The organism is Chitinophaga pollutisoli, assembly GCF_038396755.1.
GTDB classification, from domain to species: Bacteria; Bacteroidota; Bacteroidia; order Chitinophagales; family Chitinophagaceae; genus Chitinophaga; species Chitinophaga pollutisoli.
Genome location: NZ_CP149822.1, coordinates 1,608,129 through 1,625,797, shown reverse-complemented (window position 1 = coordinate 1,625,797; position 17,669 = coordinate 1,608,129). Strand labels below are relative to the sequence as shown.

Here is a 17,669-nt window from a genome sequence, read left to right as displayed (position 1 = left end):
CTGCTCATGCAGGCTGCCTTTTTTGTGTAATGATGTTGGAATTTATTTCGCCGGAATACTCTTAAAAAACGCATCCACTTCCTTCGCCCAGATCTCTGGCGCTTCCAGCGCCGCGAAGTGCCCGCCTTTCTCCATTTTGGTGAAGCGTTGCAGGTTGACTTTCCTTTCCGCCCATTCCTTCGGCGTGGGCGCATCGCCGGGGAAGATGGCCACTCCCGTGGGAACGGTCACCTTCTGGCTGGAAGCCAGTTTTTCCGGCGTGTCTACGGCGTAGGTGCGCATGGAAGAATTGATCGTTTGGGTAACCCAGTAAATCATGACGTTGGTGATCAGTTCGTCTTTCGTGAAATTGTCTTCCAGTGTGCCCTGCGGCGTACGCCAGGTGTTGAATTTCTCGATGATCCAGGCGGCGAGGCCGGCAGGCGAATCGTTGAGGCCGTAAGCTTGCGTTTGCGGCTTGGTGGAGTGCAGCATGGCGTAAGCGCCTTCGCGGTACCACCAGCCCTGGATGAACTGCCCGAATTCCTGCTCGGCGGGCGACATCTGGCTCCAGTCTTCGGACCCGTCCGGATAGCCGACGTCGGAAAGATGGATGGCCGCAACATGTTCAGGGAAGAGGTTGGCCAGGGATTTGGCGATACCCTGCCCGATGTCGCCGCCGGCGGCAAAGAAAGTTTTGTAGCCGAGTGCGTCTTTCATCAGTTTGTCGAATACTTTGGCGGAGCCGTCGTCGGTCATGGCTACTTTGCTGGAAAATCCGAATCCGGGGATGGAAGGAATGACCAGGTGATAATCATGGGTGAGCAACGGGATCACTTTGTGGTAGCGGTAGAAGCCATCGGGCCAGCCGTGGAGCAGCAGCAGGGGTTTGGCGTTGGGGTTTTTACTGGTGATGTGCAGGAAATGGATCGTATTGCCGTCGATCTCCACCGTGAACTGGGGGAACTGATTGAGGGCGGCTTCCTGCTTGCGCCAGTCGTACCCGTTTTGCCAGTAGTCGACGAGGCTTTTGAGGAACACGGGGTCTGTGCCGTATTTCCAGCCGATATTGTCTGGCGCGTCGGGCCAGCGGGTCTGGCGGAGGCGGGTCTGGAGGTCGTCCAGTACGGATGACTGGACATCAATTTTGAAGGGCTTTACAGTTAACATATTGTCAGGTTTTGTGGATTGTGCTTTTGCGGTTACTACAAAGGCAATGATTGTCAATAAAAGGAAATGCTGTTTCATGGGTTTTTCGTTTGATGAAACAAATGTCCGGACGGGTTATGACAGCAGTATGTCAGCAGTAATCTGGCTTTTCAAAATAAAAATACACGGTTTTGGATGAATTATGAAATGCTGTACCATAGCAGGTTTGAATGCAATTATCGGTGTTGTGACAAGTAATTTAAGAATGACGGGAACGGATATATTATAATATGCAACATTGTTGCACTATATTGCAGGCATGAAGCGATTTTTACTACTCATGATAATGGCGGGGGCTGTTTCCTGCACATCCAGCCGTAAAATAGCGGGCATTCCCGCGGCGGACCGGGCATTGGCCGACAGTGTGCTGTCATTCGGCCTGGATCATGAAGCGGTGTATTCCCTGCTGGATACCCTCAAACCCATCAGCAGCCTGAAGCTGCTTTGGTACCCCATCGCGAAAGACAGCACCATGGCGGAAGGTGAGGCGCATGTGGTGAAGGATCTGGCCGTCCTGGAGAAAATTGATCAATACCAACGCCTGTGCCATGCACTGAGCGGGGGCGACTGGCAGTTTGTGCTGATTCCTTTTAACATGACGAGCAAGCAGCAGCGCAGCATGGAGATTTACGTGGTGCGTAAAGCCCGCTTTGCCGCCGTGCTCCGTGAACATGCCGCGTTCTTCGGACAGTGGGGATTCACGGAGTCGTCGGACCCCGCGGTGGTGCTCACGGCGATCGAATTCGAGCGGCAGCCCGACCGCTACCGCGCATATGGCTATTTGTTCGGCTACCCGCCGTATGCCGTGGATTTCTTCGTGGAATCGACGCTGAAAACGGAGGCAGACCCGGCTAAAAAACTCATCCCCCGGGATTTCTTTTCCATTCCCGTATTCGCCGGGAAATCCGGGTTCTTCACGTATGCGATGCCCAAAGGCCACCGGCCCGGCGGGGAGGATTCCACGCTGTATAACAAAGCGGCGCAAACGTTGGAGCGGTATAAGCACATGCGATCGCAATACAACTCGGCCAACGGCTTCCGGGCCACGGCGCTCTGGATGGACTGGAACGCTTCCAAACGCAGGAAATAGGGTCATCTGATCTGCCCGAAATTTCCGGATCTGACATGTGAGCGGATACCCGATCCTTCCCATATTTGCGGTGAACAAATCCCCCATCCATGGAAACTTCGTTTATCATCGGTGCGGGCGCCATCGGGCAGGTGCTGGCCGCCGTGCTTACGTTGCATGGCCGGAATGTGGTGCTGCTGCGCGGCAGCACCACCCGCCAGGAGTCCGCCGTGCAACCCGTACGCTTCACTACGCCGGAGTCGGAATACCAGGCCGGTGTGCGCTTCGATTTGCTGGAACGCTATCCTGTGCTGGATGGTCCTGTCATCCTAACCAGCAAATCCTTCGGCAATGCCGGCCTTGCCCGGCAACTCCAAAACAAAACCGGCCATTCGCCAGTCCTGCTCCTGCAAAACGGGCTGGATGTTGAACAGCCGTTCATCGACCTGGCGTTTCCTGCCGTTTACCGTTGCGTATTGTTTGCGACGAGCCAGTTTGCGGACGACGGCAGTCTACGGTTTAAACCTGTGTCTGCTTCACCCATTGGGGTGGTGCAAGGAGATGCGGACGCATTGCCCCGTCTGGTGGAACATATCAATACCCCGCTGTTTCCTTTCTGTGCCGAAACAGACATCCAACCCGTTATCTGGAAGAAAGCGATTGCCAACTGCGTATTCAATTCCATCTGTCCCCTGCTGGAAACCGATAACGGAATTTTCCACCGGGATGCGGAAGTAATGGGCCTGGCCCGCCAGGTGATCGGGGAGTGCCTGGAAGTTGCAAAGCGGAAAGGCGTGGTGTTGCAACAGGATGCTGTGGAGGAAAGCGTGCTGATGATCAGCCGCATGTCTGACGGGCAGTTAATTTCCACTTACCAGGACATACTATCCAAACGCCCGACGGAAATCGATACCCTCAACCTGGCTGTTGCGCGCATGGCGCAGGAAATGGGATTGGCCGATGCCGTACCGCAGACGCGCCTGCTGGGTGCGCTTACGAAAATGAAATCCAACATCAACCGATAACCGATGAAAGTAATGATCATTACCGGCGCGAGCCGCGGAATCGGGGCCGCCACTGCCTTGCTGGCCGCCCGGGCGGGATATGCCGTTGCCGTCAATTACCATCAGAACAAACCCGCCGCGGAGGCTGTAGTGGCGGAGATTGTGCGTAACGGAGGAACCGCGAAGGCCATCCAGGCGAATGTAGCGGTTGAGCCGGGCGTGCTGGCGTTATTCGAGGCCTGCGACAAACACTTCGGCATCCCTGACGCATTGGTCAACAACGCCGGCATCCTGGAGCAGCAAATGCGGGTGGAGGAGCTGACGGAAGACCGGCTCCGGCGCATCTTTGCGTCGAACATCACCGGGCCGTTCCTTTGCGCCAGGGAGGCTGTTAAACGCATGTCGCTGAAATACGGGGGGAGAGGCGGCACGATCGTGAATGTATCGTCTGTTGCCGCTAAAACGGGTTCTCCCGGCGAGTATACCGACTACGCCGCATCCAAAGGCGCTATCGATACGCTGACCGTAGGGCTGGCAAAAGAAGTGGCGGAAGAAGGCATCCGGGTGAACGCCGTGCGGCCGGGATTCATTTACACCGATATCCACGCGGATGGGGGAGAACCGGGGCGGGTGGACCGAGTAAAAGCCTCGGTGCCGCTCAAACGGGGCGGACTGCCGGCGGAAGTAGCCGAGGCTATCCTGTGGCTCGCATCTGATAAAAGTGCGTTCACAACGGGTGGCTTCATCGACGTCAGCGGCGGCCGTTAAAAACACATCCCCCGGCAGCACGCGCTCCCGGGGGATGATCGTCTTTGGCCGAAGCCGTTTATTTTGCGGCGAGGGCTTGTCCTTCCATGGCGATGCCCGCCCAGCCGTGCTGCATGAACTGCCGGATGTTCTGGTGGTCGGCGCCGTCGGGTGTTTGCAATACCGCCTGGTAATGTTCCGCAAACAGGAACAGGGTATCTGTTGCGTCGAGATTGTTGAGCTGTGCGAATGCAAAAACCTTGGCGCTGCCCTGGTTCTGCGTGGCTTCGTTATATGCATCACCGTTCCTGAATGCGGTAGGCTGGTGTTGGTAATGATTTTCGATGAAGGCGATCACTTCCTTGAAGGTAACGGTGTTCGCTTTCAGTCCCTGGATCAGCGTGGCGATTTGTTCTTTCATGCCGGTTAGAATAGTTTGAAATGGTTCGAAGGTCAAAAATAGCAAATCCGGAACAACAATACCTCCCGTTCCGGTGGCCCGTTGTTTGATGTGGGGAATGTATGCCTGAAGGACCCTCCATCGTTATACTCAAAGAAGCATTGGCGCCGTTCGAAGGGAAAAAGGTGCTGAGCGCCGGCGGCACGGTACAGTCGTTCGACGTACAGCTGCTGGAAAACAAAACCGTCCGCTTCCGGACCTGGGGCAAGCATTTCCTGCTTTGTTTCCCGGGGTTTACAGTGCGGGTGCATTTCCTGCTGTTCGGCTCTTACCTGATCAATGAACGGAAGCAAACGAAGCCCCGGTTGCAATTGCAATTCAAAAACGGAGAAGTAAATTTTTACGCGGGCTCCGTGGTATGGCTGGAAGAACCGTTGGATGCGCTGTACGATTGGAGCGGCGATATCATGAACGACGCATGGAGTTCCCGGAAAGCTTTGCGTAAGCTGAGAGAAATTCCCGATACACTGCTGTGCGACGCGATCCTCGATCAAACGATCTTTGCCGGTGCGGGGAATATCTTCAAAAACGAGGTGCCCTGGCTGATTCGGGTGCATCCCGGCAGCAAGGTGGGTAACCTGCCCGTGGAGAAGCGCAGGCAAATGGTCCGCGAGATTGTCAGCTTTGCTTTCCGGTTTTATCAATGGAAGAAAGAAGGCGTGTTGAAGCGGAACTGGAACGTGCACACGAAAAAAGAATGCCCCCGGTGCAAGATTCCCCTGCAAAAATCCTATATGGGCAAAACGAAAAGGAGAACGTTTTACTGTGAAAATTGTCAAAATAAATATTGAAGGCCATGTCCCGCAATCCCATCATCCGCCACAAATTCACCGCCGATCCCACCGTGCTGGAGCACAACGGAACCGTGTATCTTTTTACCGGTCATGACGAACCTCCCGAGGGAACGGATGATTATGTGATGAAGGATTGGCTGTGCTTTACTTCCACCGAACTGGAGGCGTGGCGGGAGTTGCCCTCGCCGCTGAAGGCCACCGATTTTGCCTGGGCTTCCGGCGATGCGTATGCGTCAAAGGTGATCGCGCATGGGGGTGCGTATTATTGGTTCGTCGCCGTTTCGCACCGCGATATTCCCGGGAAGGCGATCGGGGTGGCGAGGGCGCCTTCGCCCGGTGGGCCCTGGCAGGATGCTATCGGCGCTCCGCTGATTACGGGAGATATGTTGCCGCAACTGCACAACGAAAAAGAAAACCTCGACCCAACTGTTTTTACGGATGACGATGGTAAGTCCTACATCTGCTGGGGCCACCAGGTCTGCCACTTCGCGCAGCTCAACGTTACCTTCACAGGCCTTAACAGCGAAATCCGGACCATTGATCTGCCGCAGTTCATGGAAGGCAGTCATCTTTACAAAAAGAACAGCTGGTACTATCTCATGTACGGCTATGGCCAGCCCGAGCAGATTGCTTACGCGATGAGCAGAAGCATCCACGGGCCCTGGGAATTCCGCGGCATCGTTTGCGGACCTGCATACAACAGCGAAACAAACCGTCCGGCCACGCTGGACTTCATGGGGAAGTCGTGGCTTTTTTACCATAACGGCGCGCTCCCGGGAGGAGGCAGCCACCGGAGGTCGGTGTGCGTTGGCGAGCTGGAATATTTGCCGGACGGCACGATAAAGCCCTTCAACATGCCCTGAAACCCATCATCTGCAGCGAAATTTTTGCAGCCATCCGCTGCGCAGATACCCTGCGCGATAGCGCCGTAATTTTACGTCAGATCAGCAGCGATGAAGCTATAATGCATTCATTCCCACAAGTGGATCAATGTTGTTTATTTTATCTATTTTCGGATGGATGATTTTGTTTGTCTATCGCCAATTTTTTAAAAGACACCCTTGCAACTGACAGAAGACCAAATACTATCCCTTGCGCCCGACGAATCTTCCCGCAAATCCGGCAGGGAGCTGGCCAATCCTTCCAAATGGGTCAGTAAAGGCATCAGCGATATCGCGCTCTGGGGCGAATGCCAGGGCAGCGGATCGAAGCCCTACCAGGCGCAAATCGATCTTACGAATACCGCATTCAAATGCTCCTGCCCGAGCCGCAAATTTCCCTGCAAACATGGGTTGGGGCTGATGCTCCTTTATGCCCGGCACGCCGCTGCCTTCACGGATACAACCGCGCCGGCATGGGTAATAGAATGGATGGAGAAAAGAACGAAGCACGAAGAGAAAAAGACGGAAGCGATTGCCAAACCGGTGGACGCTTCCGCGCAGGTCAAAAGGAAAGAAACGCGGGAACAGCAAGTGGAGGACGGTATCGCCGAATTGCTTCGCTGGATGAAAGATATCGTCCGGAACGGCATCCTTTCCATGCCGGAAAAAGACCCTGGCTTCTTTTCTGAAATGGCCCGGCGGATGATCGACGCCAAAGCGCCGGGGCTCGCCGGGATGGTGCGGAACCTCGGCTCGGTGGGATTCTATCGCGAAGACTGGCAAAGCCGTTTTATGGACCAGCTCTGCCGGATGTACCTCGTTGCCACAGGCTTCCTGAACAGAAACGCGTTGCCCGCTGACCTGGCGGAAGATATCCGCAGCGGCACGGGCTTCACCCAAAGCCAGGAAACGCTCAAATCATATCCCGGCGTTTCCGACACCTGGATCGTGCTGGGCAAGCAAACCAGCGAAGAAGACAACCTGCTCGTGGAGAAAAACTGGCTGTATGGTACCTCCACGCAACGCTATGCGCTGGTATTGCAATTCAGCGTACGTGGGCAGGGACTGGCGTTTTCGCTCAGCGCGGGGATGTACATCCGGGCGGAGCTGGTATACTTTCCGTCTGCCGCACCTTTGCGTGCCGTTATCCGGGAACAGCAGTCCACCCGTGCGCAGGCTGCCTACACTTCGTGCAGCGGATGGCTGGAAGTTACGGCGGCGGCAGCGGCCGTCTACCGCACTTTGCCTTTCGACGGCGAGCGCCCTTACATTGTAGCACAGCTGCGGCTGGTGCAGGTAAACGGCGGGTGGTGGCTGGCCGACGCACATAACCGCATGGTGCAGCTGAAAGACGGTTTTAAACAGTTGTATGCTTTGTTGTCGGTCAGCGGCGGGCGGCCGCTCGATATGGCCGTACTGGGCCGGGAACATGTGTACGAACCCCTGGGCGTGTGGGCCGCGGGGAAATATCATCACCTTTCAAATTAAACCATGCAATTCTGGACCGATATCATTCAAACCGCCCAGCTCGGCATTGAAAAAGGTTGCCCGCGCCGCCGGTCGCGGAACCCCTGTTGCTGGAACCGGTTGCTGCGATACATAACAACACCGCCATTGACCGCGAAGCGCAATTCCTGCAGGTAGCCGCGCTCGCTTTCAACTACCGGCAGAGCGGCGTGCTACCGGTACAGCATGCCTTGCCGGCCGTAACGCCCGCCCCGGAAGAAGAAGCTGAACTTTGCAGCCCGGCTGCCCACCAGGCGTTGAAAGACATCCAGACTTTCGAAAGCGCCGGCCTGCTCACGCTCTGGCTGCGGCTCGCCGGTGAAAGGAAAAGGATCGCATGGCCGGAAGCGCTGCCTTCCCTGCTCAACACCGCCCTGCACCAGCGCACCCTCCGCCCGCTGATCGAAGCCGTTATCGGCCGCAGGGGCAGATGGCTGGCGCAGTTCCGGAAAGAGTGGCAATTCACCGCTACAGCGCCCGACGATGAAACCTGGGAACATGGCACGCCGCAGCAGCGGAAACCCGTACTCCTGCGTACCGCGCTTGCCGATCCCGACAAAGCATTGCAATGGTTGCAAGGCACCTGGGCGAAGGAAACCGCCGCTTCCCGCACGGACCTGCTCAAGGAACTTCCGGCGGAAATGTTCGCGACAGGGCTTCCGTGGCTGGAATCGTTGCTGCAAGACAAAAGCCAGAAAGTGAAAGACGAAGCGCTGAAGATCCTGCAGAAAATTCCGGCGTCGTCCGTGGTGCATCATTACCAGGAACTGTTGAAACCCCTCATCCGCTTGGGAACGGAGAAAACCATGCTGGGGTTGTCGTCGCGCAGAACGCTGGACATCGACGTGCCGGAATCTTTCGACGAAAACATTTACAAACTCGGCATCAACAAGATCAATACCAGCGCCAATAAAAATAACATTACCGAATCTTTCATGGTGGTGTATCAATTGATGCAATATATTCCGCCGGAATGGTGGGAGGCGCAGCTGAACGCAACGCCGGAGCAGATCCTGGACCTGTTTTCCGCCAGCAAAACCGCCGAACCGTTCTTCCCCGCCATTGGCCTCGCCGTGGGTAAATACAGGAGCGAAACCTGGGCGCCACTGTTCACCAGGGACGAAACCAAATACTACGCGGACATCCTTCCCATCCTTCCGCGCAAACAGCGCGACGACTACATGATCCGGAATTTCCCCCACTCCAGCGTACAGATTATCCGTTATCTCACCGAAGAACAGGACGCCGAATGGAGCCCGGAGGTGGCGCGGGTGGTGCTGAAACATGCGGCCAATAATCATTACAATTACAACCGCGGATTCTATAACAAATTCGTGCACCTGCTGCCATTGCAGATCGCCGGAGAGCTGGAGCAGTTTTCGCCCGATGACGAATACAGTAAAAGAGGATGGTCCGACATGGCGGGGCATATCCTGCAATTGTTATCCATCAAAGACCAGACGTTACAATCATTTCATGCAATAAACCCTTAACAACATTTATTTATGTCTACCATCTTACGCAGTCATGCAGAACAACTTTACGCCCACGAACTGGAGGAGCTGCAAAAGCAGGACAGCGGCAAGCGCCCGGCCAACTGGAAGCTCACGCCGCAGTCGGTGGTAACCTACCTGGTGGGCGGCATATTGAAAAACGGCATGGAGATCACGCCTAAATATATCGGCAGCCGCCGCCTGATGGAAATCGCCGTGGCAACGCTCACGACAGACCGCGCGCTGTTGCTCTACGGCCTGCCGGGAACGGCCAAAAGCTGGGTGAGCGAACATATTGCCGCGGCGATCAGCGGCGATAGTACCATGATCATCCAGGGCACGGCGGGAACCAGCGAGGAAGCGATCCGTTATGGTTGGAACTATGCGCGCCTGCTGTCGGAAGGGCCTTCGGAAAGGGCGCTGGTGGAAACACCGGTGATGCGCGGGATGAAAGACGGGAAGATCGTCCGCATCGAAGAACTGACGCGCATAGGCGCCGATGTGCAGGACACGCTCATCACCATTCTTTCAGAAAAAACATTACCCGTTCCCGAACTGAATACGGAAGTGCAGGCGGTGAAGGGGTTTAACGTCATCGCCACGGCAAATAACCGCGACAAGGGCGTGAACGATCTTTCCAGCGCATTGAAGCGCCGTTTCAATACCGTGATCCTGCCCGTTCCGGATAGTATGGACGAGGAAATCGATATCGTGAAACGCCGGGTGGAAAGTTTTGAGAAAGTGATGGAACTGCCCGCGGAAAAGCCCGCGCTCGAAGAGATCCGCCGCATCGTGACTATCTTCCGCGAGCTTCGCTCCGGCGTTACGCTCGACGGAAAAACGAAGATCAAAGTGCCTTCGGGAACACTCAGTACCGCCGAAGCAATATCGGTGGTCAACAACGGGCTTTCGATGGCGGGGTATTTCGGAGATGGCCAGCTCAAGGCGGCAGACCTCGCTGCAGGTATTATCGGTGCTGTGATCAAAGATCCGGTACAGGACAAGCTCGTTTGGCAGGAATACCTGGAAACGGTCGTGAAGCCGCGGGCGGAATGGAAAGATATTTACAGGGCCTGCCGCGACCTGGTATAAAAACAAAGGAAAATGTCGATACATGTTTTAGGCATACGGCACCATGGACCGGGTTCCGCCGCCAATGTGCAGCAGTTCCTCGAAAGCCTCCGGCCCGACATCGTGCTGGTGGAAGGGCCGCCGGAAGCGGATGATATCCTCCAATGGGCGGATCACGAAGATTTGCAGCCGCCGGTGGCGATCCTGGTGTACCAGTCCGACGATATCAAGCGATCCGTCTTCTATCCTTTCGCCGAATTTTCCCCGGAATGGCAGGCGATCCGGTATGCAAAGCGGAACAATATTCCCGTGCGGTTCATGGACCTGCCGGTGGCGCATAGTTTTGCGTTGAAGGATGAAGAGCGGCCGAAGGAAGAAACGAATGCGGACGAACAATTGCCGCACCCGATGGAAACGATGGCCCTGGCGGCGGGGTTTCCGGATCATGAAAGGTGGTGGGAACATACCTTCGAGCACCGCCGGAAAAACGAGCAGGTGTTCGACGCGATCGGGGAAGTGATGCAGGCTATGCGCGCATCCGATCCTTCGCGGCACGACCGGGAGGAGCAGCTGCGCGAAGCTTCCATGCGCAGGATCATTCGCCAGGCCGAAAAGGAAAAATATAAGGAGATCGCCGTGATCTGCGGCGCCTGGCATGCGCCCGCACTGACGGATATGCCTTCGCAGAAAACGGATAACGAACTGCTGAAAGGATTGCCGAAAGTAAAAACTGAATGCACCTGGACGCCCTGGAGCTACAACCGCCTCAGTTACCAGAGCGGCTATGGCGCGGGGATCCATTCCCCGGGATGGTACGAGCACGTCTGGCATCACCCGGACGATGACGGCTCGCGCTGGATGGCCAACGTGGCGCGGCTTTTCAGGGAAAATAACATGGATACTTCCGTGGCGCATGTGATCGAATCGGTACGGCTGGCGGAGTCGCTGGCGGCCCTGCGCGGCTTGCCGAAAGCCGGGCTGGAAGAACTGAATGAAGCCACCATTAGTGTGCTGTGCATGGGAGAAAGCGTGATGATGAAATTGATCGGGGAACAACTGATCGTGCGCAACAAAATGGGGCAGGTGCCTTCCGCCATTCCGAAGCCGCCATTGCAGGTGGATATCGAAAAGCACCAGAAGAAGCTTCGCCTGCCGGCATCCGCCGACTGGAAAGATTACCTGCTCGACCTCCGCAAGGAAAACGACCTGGAACGCAGCGTGTTCCTGCATCGCCTGCAGCTGCTGGGGATCGAATGGGCGCAGCGGAGCGAAGCCGGCGGCAAGGGAACCTTCAAAGAACAATGGCGCCTGCAATGGGACCCCGCGTATACCATCGAGATCATCGAAAAAGGAGTGTGGGGAAATACAGTGGCGGAAGCCGCGGCGCGGTTCGTGGTGGCAGAAGCGGAGGGGACAGGCTCGTTGCCGAAAGTGAGCCAGCTGCTGTCGGCCACGATTCCTGCGGAGCTGCCGGATGCGGTGGAAACGCTGATCGGAATGCTCAACAACCTGTCTGCCGCCAGCAGCGATGTGATGCAGCTCATGGAAGTGATCCCTCCGCTGGTGAGCATCAGCCGTTACGGCAACGTCCGCAAAACAGACGCGGTGATGGTAACGGACATCGCGACGGGCATCATCACGCGCATTTGCATCAGCTTGCCCAACGCCTGCAACTCCATTTCCGACGACGCGGCACAAACGCTGCTGGAATTGTTATACAGGATGAATGACGCGGTGAATCTCCTGCAGCAGCCCGCTACCACCGCCGAATGGCAGCAGATGCTGCGGATGGTAGCCAATGGCCGGCAAACGGCGCCTGTATTGGCAGGATATAGCACAAGGCTGCTGGTGGATGCCCAGTTGCTGAAAGACGAACCATTGGTGCGGGCGTTCAATTTCGCCATGTCGCATGCCACGGCGCCGGCTATTGCGGCCGCCTGGCTGGAGGGGTTCCTGAAAGGCAGCGGCACCCTCTTGCTGCTGGATCCGCAACTCTGGCAAGTGGTCAACAACTGGGTAGCCACGCTCGACGAAAACAACTTTAACCAGGTGCTCCCTTTGCTCCGGCGGACTTTCGCGCATTTTACCCATGCCGAAAGAAGGAGGCTCGGTGAAAAAGTGAAGCAGGGCTGTGGTGGGGCCGCGCCGCTCCCGGAGGAAACAAACTTCGAATTTGATGCCAGCCGCGCGGCGCAGAGCCTGCCTGTCATCATGCAAATACTCGGATACGCATGAACAACGAATACAATCTCCGCAAATGGCGCCTCATCCTTGGTGGCGGCGAAAACGACGGCACCGGCGTATCGCTCGGGGGCGATGAACTGCGCATGGACCGTACGCTGGAAGCGCTGTACGATAGTGAAAGAAGCGGCGGCCTGGGGCCTTCGTCTCCCAACGTCAGCCGCTGGCTGGGCGATATCCGCACCTTTTTCCCGAATTCAGTGGTGCAGGTGATGCAGCAGGACGCGCTCAAACGCCTCAACCTCACCCAGATGCTGTTCGAAAATGAAATGTTGGAAAACGTAACGCCCGACGTGCACCTCGTGGCCACGCTCATGACCCTCAGCCGCGTGATCCCCGACAAAACCAGGGAAACCGCCCGGCAAGTGGTGCGCAAGGTAGTGGACGAACTTGTGCGCAAACTGTCGAACCCCATGCAGCAAGCCGTTACCGGCAGCCTCAACCGCAGCATGCGCAACTACAAGCCCCGGCACAACGAAATCAACTGGGACATGACCATCCGCAGGAACCTCCGGCACTACCAGCCCGAATTCAAAACGATCATCCCCGAACAAAAAGTGGGTTACGGCCGTCGGCGCAACGCCCTAAAGGATGTGGTCCTCTGTATCGACCAAAGCGCTTCCATGGGCACTTCCGTGGTGTATTCCGGTATCTTCGGCTCGGTGATGGCTTCCATCCCCGCGATCAAAACGAAAATGGTCGTGTTCGATACGGCCGTGGCCGACCTTACCGAGGAACTGACCGACCCGGTGGAGTTGCTGTTTGGCGTACAACTCGGCGGCGGAACAGACATCAATGCCGCGCTCACTTACTGCCGGCAGATCATCACCCGCCCGATGGATACCGTGCTGGTGCTCATTACGGATCTGTACGAAGGCGGAAACGAAGCAGAGATGCGCAAACGTGCAGCGGAGCTTGCGGCGGCAGGTGTTCAGGTGGTGGTGTTGCTCGCGCTCAACGACGATGGCGCCCCTTCCTACGACCATGCCAACGCCGAATTCTTCTCCGGCCTGGGCATCCCCGTATTCGCATGTACGCCCGATAAATTTCCCGATCTCATGGCCGCAGCACTTGGCAAACAGGATATCGCCGGCTGGGCGGCCAGCGAAGATTTGTCACTCAGGAAATAATCTATCCGAAATAGTTTTCATATGGTTGTTTATTTTCATAACTGATTGATTAGTGGGGTTTTACATATATTTGCGCCTAAATCGCAAGCATATGACCTTACCATTCGTTAATCTCCGAAACCTGCTGTTCCTGTCAGCCATCGCATTGCTGGCCTCCTGCGCTGCTTCGAAAAAATCCGGTTCTTCCCATGCTTACATGAAAAAGCAATACAAGGAACTGAAGAAAGCGCTGAACGACGCAGACGTTTCCATCGTGGAAGACAGTCTGAAAGTCATTTTTCCCAACCATGTACTTTTCGCCACCAATTCCGACGTGCTCAAAGATGAAGTCCGCCCTACCTTCACGCGTTTCGCGGAAGTGTTGAATAAGTATGATAAAACGAAAATCCTCGTGACCGGCTACACCGACAACACCGGGACGGACCAACTCAACAACGCCCTTTCCGAGAAGCGCGCCGTAAGCGGCAAGCAATTGTTGCAGGAAAATAATGTGGCGGCCGACCGCATGTTTACCTGGGGCCTGGGATCGCGGCACCCGCTCGCTACCAACGAAACGGAAGAAGGTCGCGCTAAGAACCGGCGGATAGAATTCGTGATCCTTTATAACGTACAACCGGAAAATCAATAAAGAAAAAAGCAGTCATACCGACTGCTTTTTTTATGTGATCTGGATATTGTATTTGCTTAGTAACCCCAACACCCCCGGCACTGAGAACTTCGCTTTTTTGATTTTGTTTCTTTCAGGATCGAGCTGATAATGCTCGGCCGTCCGGAAGTCGGCCTGTTCCAGCACTGTGCCGCTGAATGTAGCATGCAGGAGATCGCATTGTGCGAAGGATGCGCCGGTAAGGTCGGCGTTGGTGTAATCCGTTTCGCGCAGCTGACAGGCGGTGAATATCGTTTTCTTGATTTTCAGGTTGAAGAAGGAGCAGTTGTTCAGCGTACACCGTTCGAAGCTGAAGGAGATGTTGAAGGTATTGCACTCGTCGAACCGGAGGCCGAGCATTTTGCAGTCCTGGAATTTTACATCCCGGAAGGCGGTTCCCTTTACCTGCGCCAGGCTCAGGTTGCAGCCGGAAAAAGTGCAATCGAGGAAGATGATGCCCGTTAGTTCGCTTTCGGAAAAATCGCAGTTGCGGAAAGTGCATTGTTCGTATTCGCCTGCGGGGAGCGGTTGGCTGCGGTAGTCTTGCCGGTCGAAAGTCCGGTCGCTGAAATAGTCCTGTTCCATAAGGCTGAAAATTAATCATTTCCTCACTTTTTCAGGCGGATTACCGGCTGACTTGCCGAATTCAGATTCCCGGGTATGAATATTCTGTAAAAAAGCAGCGACCGTACGGATGATGGCGTACGGTCGCGGGGAGGATGATTTCCGTTTGAACGGTCAGGGTTGAATGGGGATATCAAACATGAATTGGAGACCGCCGGGCGCGTTGCGCGCTATCAGCAGGGGTTCGTTATACAGTTTTTCCAGTCGCAGGGCGGTATTCCGTAATCCAACGCCGGAGGATTGCATGATCTGGTGCAGGGGCCCGTCGAATCCCGCGCCGGTGTCGCTGACGGAGAGGCGGAGTTTACCGTCCCGGAGGGTGCAGGCGATGGTAACGGAGCCGCCATCGATGCAGGGCCCGATCCCGTGTTTGATGGCATTTTCGACCAGCGGCTGGAGCAGCATGGGCGGGATGCGGTAATGGTGCAGGGATAAAGGGGCTTCAATATGGACCTGGAGTCGCGCGGCGAAGCGGTCCTGTTCGATTCGCAGGTAATCGCGGAGGAAGGAAAGTTCGTTTCCGAGCGGGACCAGGTCGGTGCGGGTGGCGTCCAGCGCATAGCGGAACGTATCGGCGAGCCTTGCGATCATTTCGCGGGCGGCTTCCTGTTCGGCGGGGAGGCTGGCGTTTACCCGGTTGAGGGCGTTGAAGAGGAAATGCGGCTGGATTTGCGCTTTCAGTGCCTGCAATTCAGCCTGAAGCGCCTGTTCCCGGAGCTGCGAAACATGCGTTTCGGGAGTCTGCACATCCGGCGGTGCGGCGGGCGCCACGGGAAGTAGCAGGAGCAAGGCGGAGATGATGACAGCGGCCAGCGCAAGCAAGGGGGCGATTCTGCCCGCAATGCCGCTTTGGTAAACGGTGAAGGCGAAGGCCAGCAGCGAAGCTGCCAGTAACCCGGCAATCAGCGTTTGTAAAAGGAAGGGAGCTTTCTTTTCCACAAGCAACATGGTCATGAAGTTTCCTCAAAACTACCTGACATCGCAAATGGATTTAACCGATGAATTACCTGAATTTGAATGTGAGTATTTTTACCTAATCAGCTGGCAAGACCGAGCTCCATGGCTTTGCGCACCAGCGCGGCGGTATTCTTCACATCCAGCTTCTGCATGAGGTTGTAACGGTGGTTTTCGATGGTGCGCACGCTCAGGGACAGTTTATCCGCGATTTCCTGGTTGCTCAGCCCCTGGGCGATGAACCCCAGGATCTCCTTTTCGCGCCGCGTGAGGGAAGGAGCGTAGCGGCTGGGCTTGCGCTGGATGATCTGCTGGAACATCTGGTCTTTCAATTCGTTATGCACATACTGTTCGCCCGCCGTCACGGTATCGATCGCTTCGCGTATCTCGCGGCTGCCGGCTGTTTTCAGCAGGTAGCCCGCCGCGCCGTTCTGGAACGCGGTACGGATGGTATGCTTATCTTCCACATTCGTGAATATGATCACCCGCGTTTCCGGATAATCCGCCGAAACCCTCCGGCAAAGCGCCAAACCGTCTTGCCCCGGCAACTGAATGTCCAGGAAAAGCACTGCGGGAGCCTGCACCTGCAGCCCGTCAAGCAACTGGTCCCCGTTTCCCCAGGCGCCCGTCACGGAAACATCCGGGAAGCCCTGCAGGATCATCTGCAACCCGTTGAGAATGGCCGGGTGATCGTCTACCAACGCGATGGTGATGCTGTTCATGCGAATCTTTTAAACGGCGTAATATTAAGGGTTTCCCGGGAGATATGAAAGAATTCCCCACCCGGCGCAAATCTGGCGCGAAATATGCATTCCTGATGGAAATATGCATTCTCGTTTGATATGTTAAACCTGTCATAACGCTTAAACCAGGGAATTATCCCGCAGTCTAACTTTCAAGAACTAAAACCAGCACGTATGAAAAGGGTATTTGCAATCTTAGCTGTGATGACCGCTTTTACGGCTTTCAAACCGTCTCCCGCCTCGGCGCAGGTGCAGGTGAGTGTCAATATCGGCATTCAACCCGCCTGGGGCCCCGTGGGTTACGACTACGCGGAATACTATTATTTGCCAGATATAGATATTTACTACTACGTTCCCACGCAGATGTACGTCTATTTCGACTTCGGCCGCTGGATTCACACGCGCTACCTCCCGGCACGTTACCACTATTACGACTTCTACAGAGGCTATAAAGTAGTGATCAACCACCGCGATCCCTGGCGCTACCACCGCCGCCACATCCGTGAATATTCCCACTACAGGAATACCTACACGCAGGTAGTATGGCGCGACCGCGACCGCAATCACCGGTACGACATCCACGGCAACTCCCGCCCCGCTCCGCGCAGGGAATACGTTGGCCGCGATAACGACCGCCCGAGCTGGAACAACAACAGCCGCCCGGATCGTAACAACAACGCCATCCGACCGCGCCCGGACAGGGACAACAACGGCAGACCCGACCGCGACCGCGACAACAACTGGAACCGTTCGGAGCAACCGCGCCCCGACCGGAACAACAACCGCCCGGACCGCGACAACAATGTTACCCGCCCGAGCCAACCACGCCCGGATTGGAACAACAACCGCCCGCAACGGGATCGTAATGAAAACGCCAACCGCCCGAGCCAGCCGCGCCCTGACAGGAATATCAGCCGTCCGCAACAGCAGCGGCCCGACAGGAACAATAGCATCAGCCGCCCGTCTCCGCGCAGGGAGTTTCAACAGGGCAACGGTAACAACCGCGGCAACAGCGAAAGGAGATTCGCGCGCGAAACATCCCGGGGCAATGGCCGTGATAAAAAATAACTTTAGTCAGGGGTCAAGACAGGAACCAAAGCTGTAGTGTGTGAGAAAAC

17 protein-coding genes are annotated in these 17,669 nt (G+C 55.9%); 12 read left to right on the top strand and 5 right to left on the bottom strand.

Going from position 1 to position 17,669, the window contains the following annotated elements; genetic code table 11:
* Window positions 1–42 precede the first annotated feature (42 nt).
* A complete protein-coding gene (locus WJU16_RS06650) occupies window positions 43–1,149 on the bottom strand; it encodes an epoxide hydrolase family protein (protein ID WP_341837547.1) in 1,107 nt (368 codons plus the stop codon).
* A 298-nt stretch (window positions 1,150–1,447) separates the two neighbouring features.
* On the opposite strand from WJU16_RS06650, the gene WJU16_RS06645 reads away from it, so the two are divergent.
* The 3 genes from WJU16_RS06645 to WJU16_RS06635 all read left to right on the top strand — a co-directional run bounded on the left by WJU16_RS06645 (window position 1,448) and on the right by WJU16_RS06635 (window position 4,029).
* Window positions 1,448–2,278, top strand: a complete 831-nt coding sequence (locus tag WJU16_RS06645) for a hypothetical protein (RefSeq protein ID WP_341837546.1) — start codon at window positions 1,448–1,450, stop codon at window positions 2,276–2,278.
* An 89-nt stretch (window positions 2,279–2,367) separates the two neighbouring features.
* Window positions 2,368–3,282 carry a 2-dehydropantoate 2-reductase gene (locus WJU16_RS06640; protein ID WP_341837545.1) on the top strand — a complete coding sequence of 305 codons (915 nt, stop codon included), beginning with the start codon at window positions 2,368–2,370 and terminating at the stop codon, window positions 3,280–3,282.
* Window positions 3,283–3,285: 3 nt separating this feature from the next.
* A complete protein-coding gene (locus tag WJU16_RS06635) occupies window positions 3,286–4,029 on the top strand; it encodes an SDR family oxidoreductase (protein ID WP_341837544.1) in 744 nt (247 codons plus the stop codon).
* 58 nt (window positions 4,030–4,087) lie between these two features.
* On the opposite strand, the gene WJU16_RS06630 is transcribed toward WJU16_RS06635, so the two are convergent.
* Complete coding sequence (locus WJU16_RS06630) at window positions 4,088–4,429, bottom strand: HopJ type III effector protein (protein WP_341837543.1); 342 nt, start codon at window positions 4,427–4,429, stop codon at window positions 4,088–4,090.
* 101 nt (window positions 4,430–4,530) lie between these two features.
* Here WJU16_RS06630 and WJU16_RS06625 point away from each other — a divergent pair, with 101 nt between their 5' ends.
* From WJU16_RS06625 to WJU16_RS06590, 8 genes are all read left to right on the top strand, one after another.
* A complete protein-coding gene (locus WJU16_RS06625; RefSeq protein ID WP_341837542.1) occupies window positions 4,531–5,259 on the top strand; it encodes an endonuclease in 729 nt (242 codons plus the stop codon).
* Window positions 5,260–5,264: 5 nt separating this feature from the next.
* Window positions 5,265–6,125: a family 43 glycosylhydrolase gene (locus tag WJU16_RS06620; protein WP_341837541.1), complete on the top strand. Its 861-nt coding sequence runs from the start codon at window positions 5,265–5,267 to the stop codon at window positions 6,123–6,125.
* Between the two features lie 198 nt (window positions 6,126–6,323).
* On the top strand, window positions 6,324–7,631 hold the full coding sequence (locus WJU16_RS06615; protein WP_341837540.1) for an SWIM zinc finger family protein: 1,308 nt from the start codon (window positions 6,324–6,326) through the stop codon (window positions 7,629–7,631).
* 56 nt (window positions 7,632–7,687) lie between these two features.
* Window positions 7,688–9,142 (top strand): DUF5691 domain-containing protein, encoded by a 1,455-nt coding sequence (locus tag WJU16_RS06610; RefSeq protein WP_341837539.1) that lies wholly within the window; start codon window positions 7,688–7,690, stop codon window positions 9,140–9,142.
* 12 nt (window positions 9,143–9,154) lie between these two features.
* On the top strand, window positions 9,155–10,234 hold the full coding sequence (locus WJU16_RS06605) for an AAA family ATPase (protein WP_341837538.1): 1,080 nt from the start codon (window positions 9,155–9,157) through the stop codon (window positions 10,232–10,234).
* A gap of 12 nt (window positions 10,235–10,246) precedes the next feature.
* Window positions 10,247–12,448 carry a DUF5682 family protein gene (locus WJU16_RS06600; protein WP_341837537.1) on the top strand — a complete coding sequence of 734 codons (2,202 nt, stop codon included), beginning with the start codon at window positions 10,247–10,249 and terminating at the stop codon, window positions 12,446–12,448.
* The gene (locus tag WJU16_RS06595) at window positions 12,445–13,584 is read left to right on the top strand and encodes a VWA domain-containing protein (RefSeq protein ID WP_341837536.1); all 1,140 of its coding nucleotides are present in this window, start codon (window positions 12,445–12,447) and stop codon (window positions 13,582–13,584) included. Before WJU16_RS06600 ends, WJU16_RS06595 begins: the two co-directional genes overlap by 4 nt.
* A gap of 91 nt (window positions 13,585–13,675) precedes the next feature.
* Window positions 13,676–14,212 carry an OmpA family protein gene (locus WJU16_RS06590; RefSeq protein ID WP_341837535.1) on the top strand — a complete coding sequence of 179 codons (537 nt, stop codon included), beginning with the start codon at window positions 13,676–13,678 and terminating at the stop codon, window positions 14,210–14,212.
* A 30-nt stretch (window positions 14,213–14,242) separates the two neighbouring features.
* Here the strand turns inward: WJU16_RS06590 and WJU16_RS06585 are convergent, their stop codons facing one another.
* The 3 genes from WJU16_RS06585 to WJU16_RS06575 form a co-directional block, all read right to left on the bottom strand.
* Complete coding sequence (locus WJU16_RS06585) at window positions 14,243–14,815, bottom strand: pentapeptide repeat-containing protein (protein ID WP_341837534.1); 573 nt, start codon at window positions 14,813–14,815, stop codon at window positions 14,243–14,245.
* Window positions 14,816–14,968: 153 nt separating this feature from the next.
* Window positions 14,969–15,808 carry a histidine kinase gene (locus WJU16_RS06580; RefSeq protein ID WP_341837533.1) on the bottom strand — a complete coding sequence of 280 codons (840 nt, stop codon included), beginning with the start codon at window positions 15,806–15,808 and terminating at the stop codon, window positions 14,969–14,971.
* 83 nt (window positions 15,809–15,891) lie between these two features.
* Complete coding sequence (locus tag WJU16_RS06575; RefSeq protein ID WP_341837532.1) at window positions 15,892–16,530, bottom strand: response regulator transcription factor; 639 nt, start codon at window positions 16,528–16,530, stop codon at window positions 15,892–15,894.
* 195 nt (window positions 16,531–16,725) lie between these two features.
* On the opposite strand from WJU16_RS06575, the gene WJU16_RS06570 reads away from it, so the two are divergent.
* Window positions 16,726–17,619 carry a hypothetical protein gene (locus WJU16_RS06570; protein ID WP_341837531.1) on the top strand — a complete coding sequence of 298 codons (894 nt, stop codon included), beginning with the start codon at window positions 16,726–16,728 and terminating at the stop codon, window positions 17,617–17,619.
* The last annotated feature ends 50 nt before the right edge of the window (window positions 17,620–17,669 follow it).

Coding starts and splice junctions, on each gene's coding strand:
- WJU16_RS06650 (WP_341837547.1), bottom strand. CDS start 1,149: ATGTTAACTGTAAAGCCCTTCAAAATTGATGTCCAGTCATCCGTACTG.
- WJU16_RS06645 (WP_341837546.1), top strand. CDS start 1,448: ATGAAGCGATTTTTACTACTCATGATAATGGCGGGGGCTGTTTCCTGC.
- WJU16_RS06640 (WP_341837545.1), top strand. CDS start 2,368: ATGGAAACTTCGTTTATCATCGGTGCGGGCGCCATCGGGCAGGTGCTG.
- WJU16_RS06635 (WP_341837544.1), top strand. CDS start 3,286: ATGAAAGTAATGATCATTACCGGCGCGAGCCGCGGAATCGGGGCCGCC.
- WJU16_RS06630 (WP_341837543.1), bottom strand. CDS start 4,429: ATGAAAGAACAAATCGCCACGCTGATCCAGGGACTGAAAGCGAACACC.
- WJU16_RS06625 (WP_341837542.1), top strand. CDS start 4,531: ATGCCTGAAGGACCCTCCATCGTTATACTCAAAGAAGCATTGGCGCCG.
- WJU16_RS06620 (WP_341837541.1), top strand. CDS start 5,265: ATGTCCCGCAATCCCATCATCCGCCACAAATTCACCGCCGATCCCACC.
- WJU16_RS06605 (WP_341837538.1), top strand. CDS start 9,155: ATGTCTACCATCTTACGCAGTCATGCAGAACAACTTTACGCCCACGAA.
- WJU16_RS06600 (WP_341837537.1), top strand. CDS start 10,247: ATGTCGATACATGTTTTAGGCATACGGCACCATGGACCGGGTTCCGCC.
- WJU16_RS06595 (WP_341837536.1), top strand. CDS start 12,445: ATGAACAACGAATACAATCTCCGCAAATGGCGCCTCATCCTTGGTGGC.
- WJU16_RS06590 (WP_341837535.1), top strand. CDS start 13,676: ATGACCTTACCATTCGTTAATCTCCGAAACCTGCTGTTCCTGTCAGCC.
- WJU16_RS06585 (WP_341837534.1), bottom strand. CDS start 14,815: ATGGAACAGGACTATTTCAGCGACCGGACTTTCGACCGGCAAGACTAC.
- WJU16_RS06580 (WP_341837533.1), bottom strand. CDS start 15,808: ATGACCATGTTGCTTGTGGAAAAGAAAGCTCCCTTCCTTTTACAAACG.
- WJU16_RS06575 (WP_341837532.1), bottom strand. CDS start 16,530: ATGAACAGCATCACCATCGCGTTGGTAGACGATCACCCGGCCATTCTC.
- WJU16_RS06570 (WP_341837531.1), top strand. CDS start 16,726: ATGAAAAGGGTATTTGCAATCTTAGCTGTGATGACCGCTTTTACGGCT.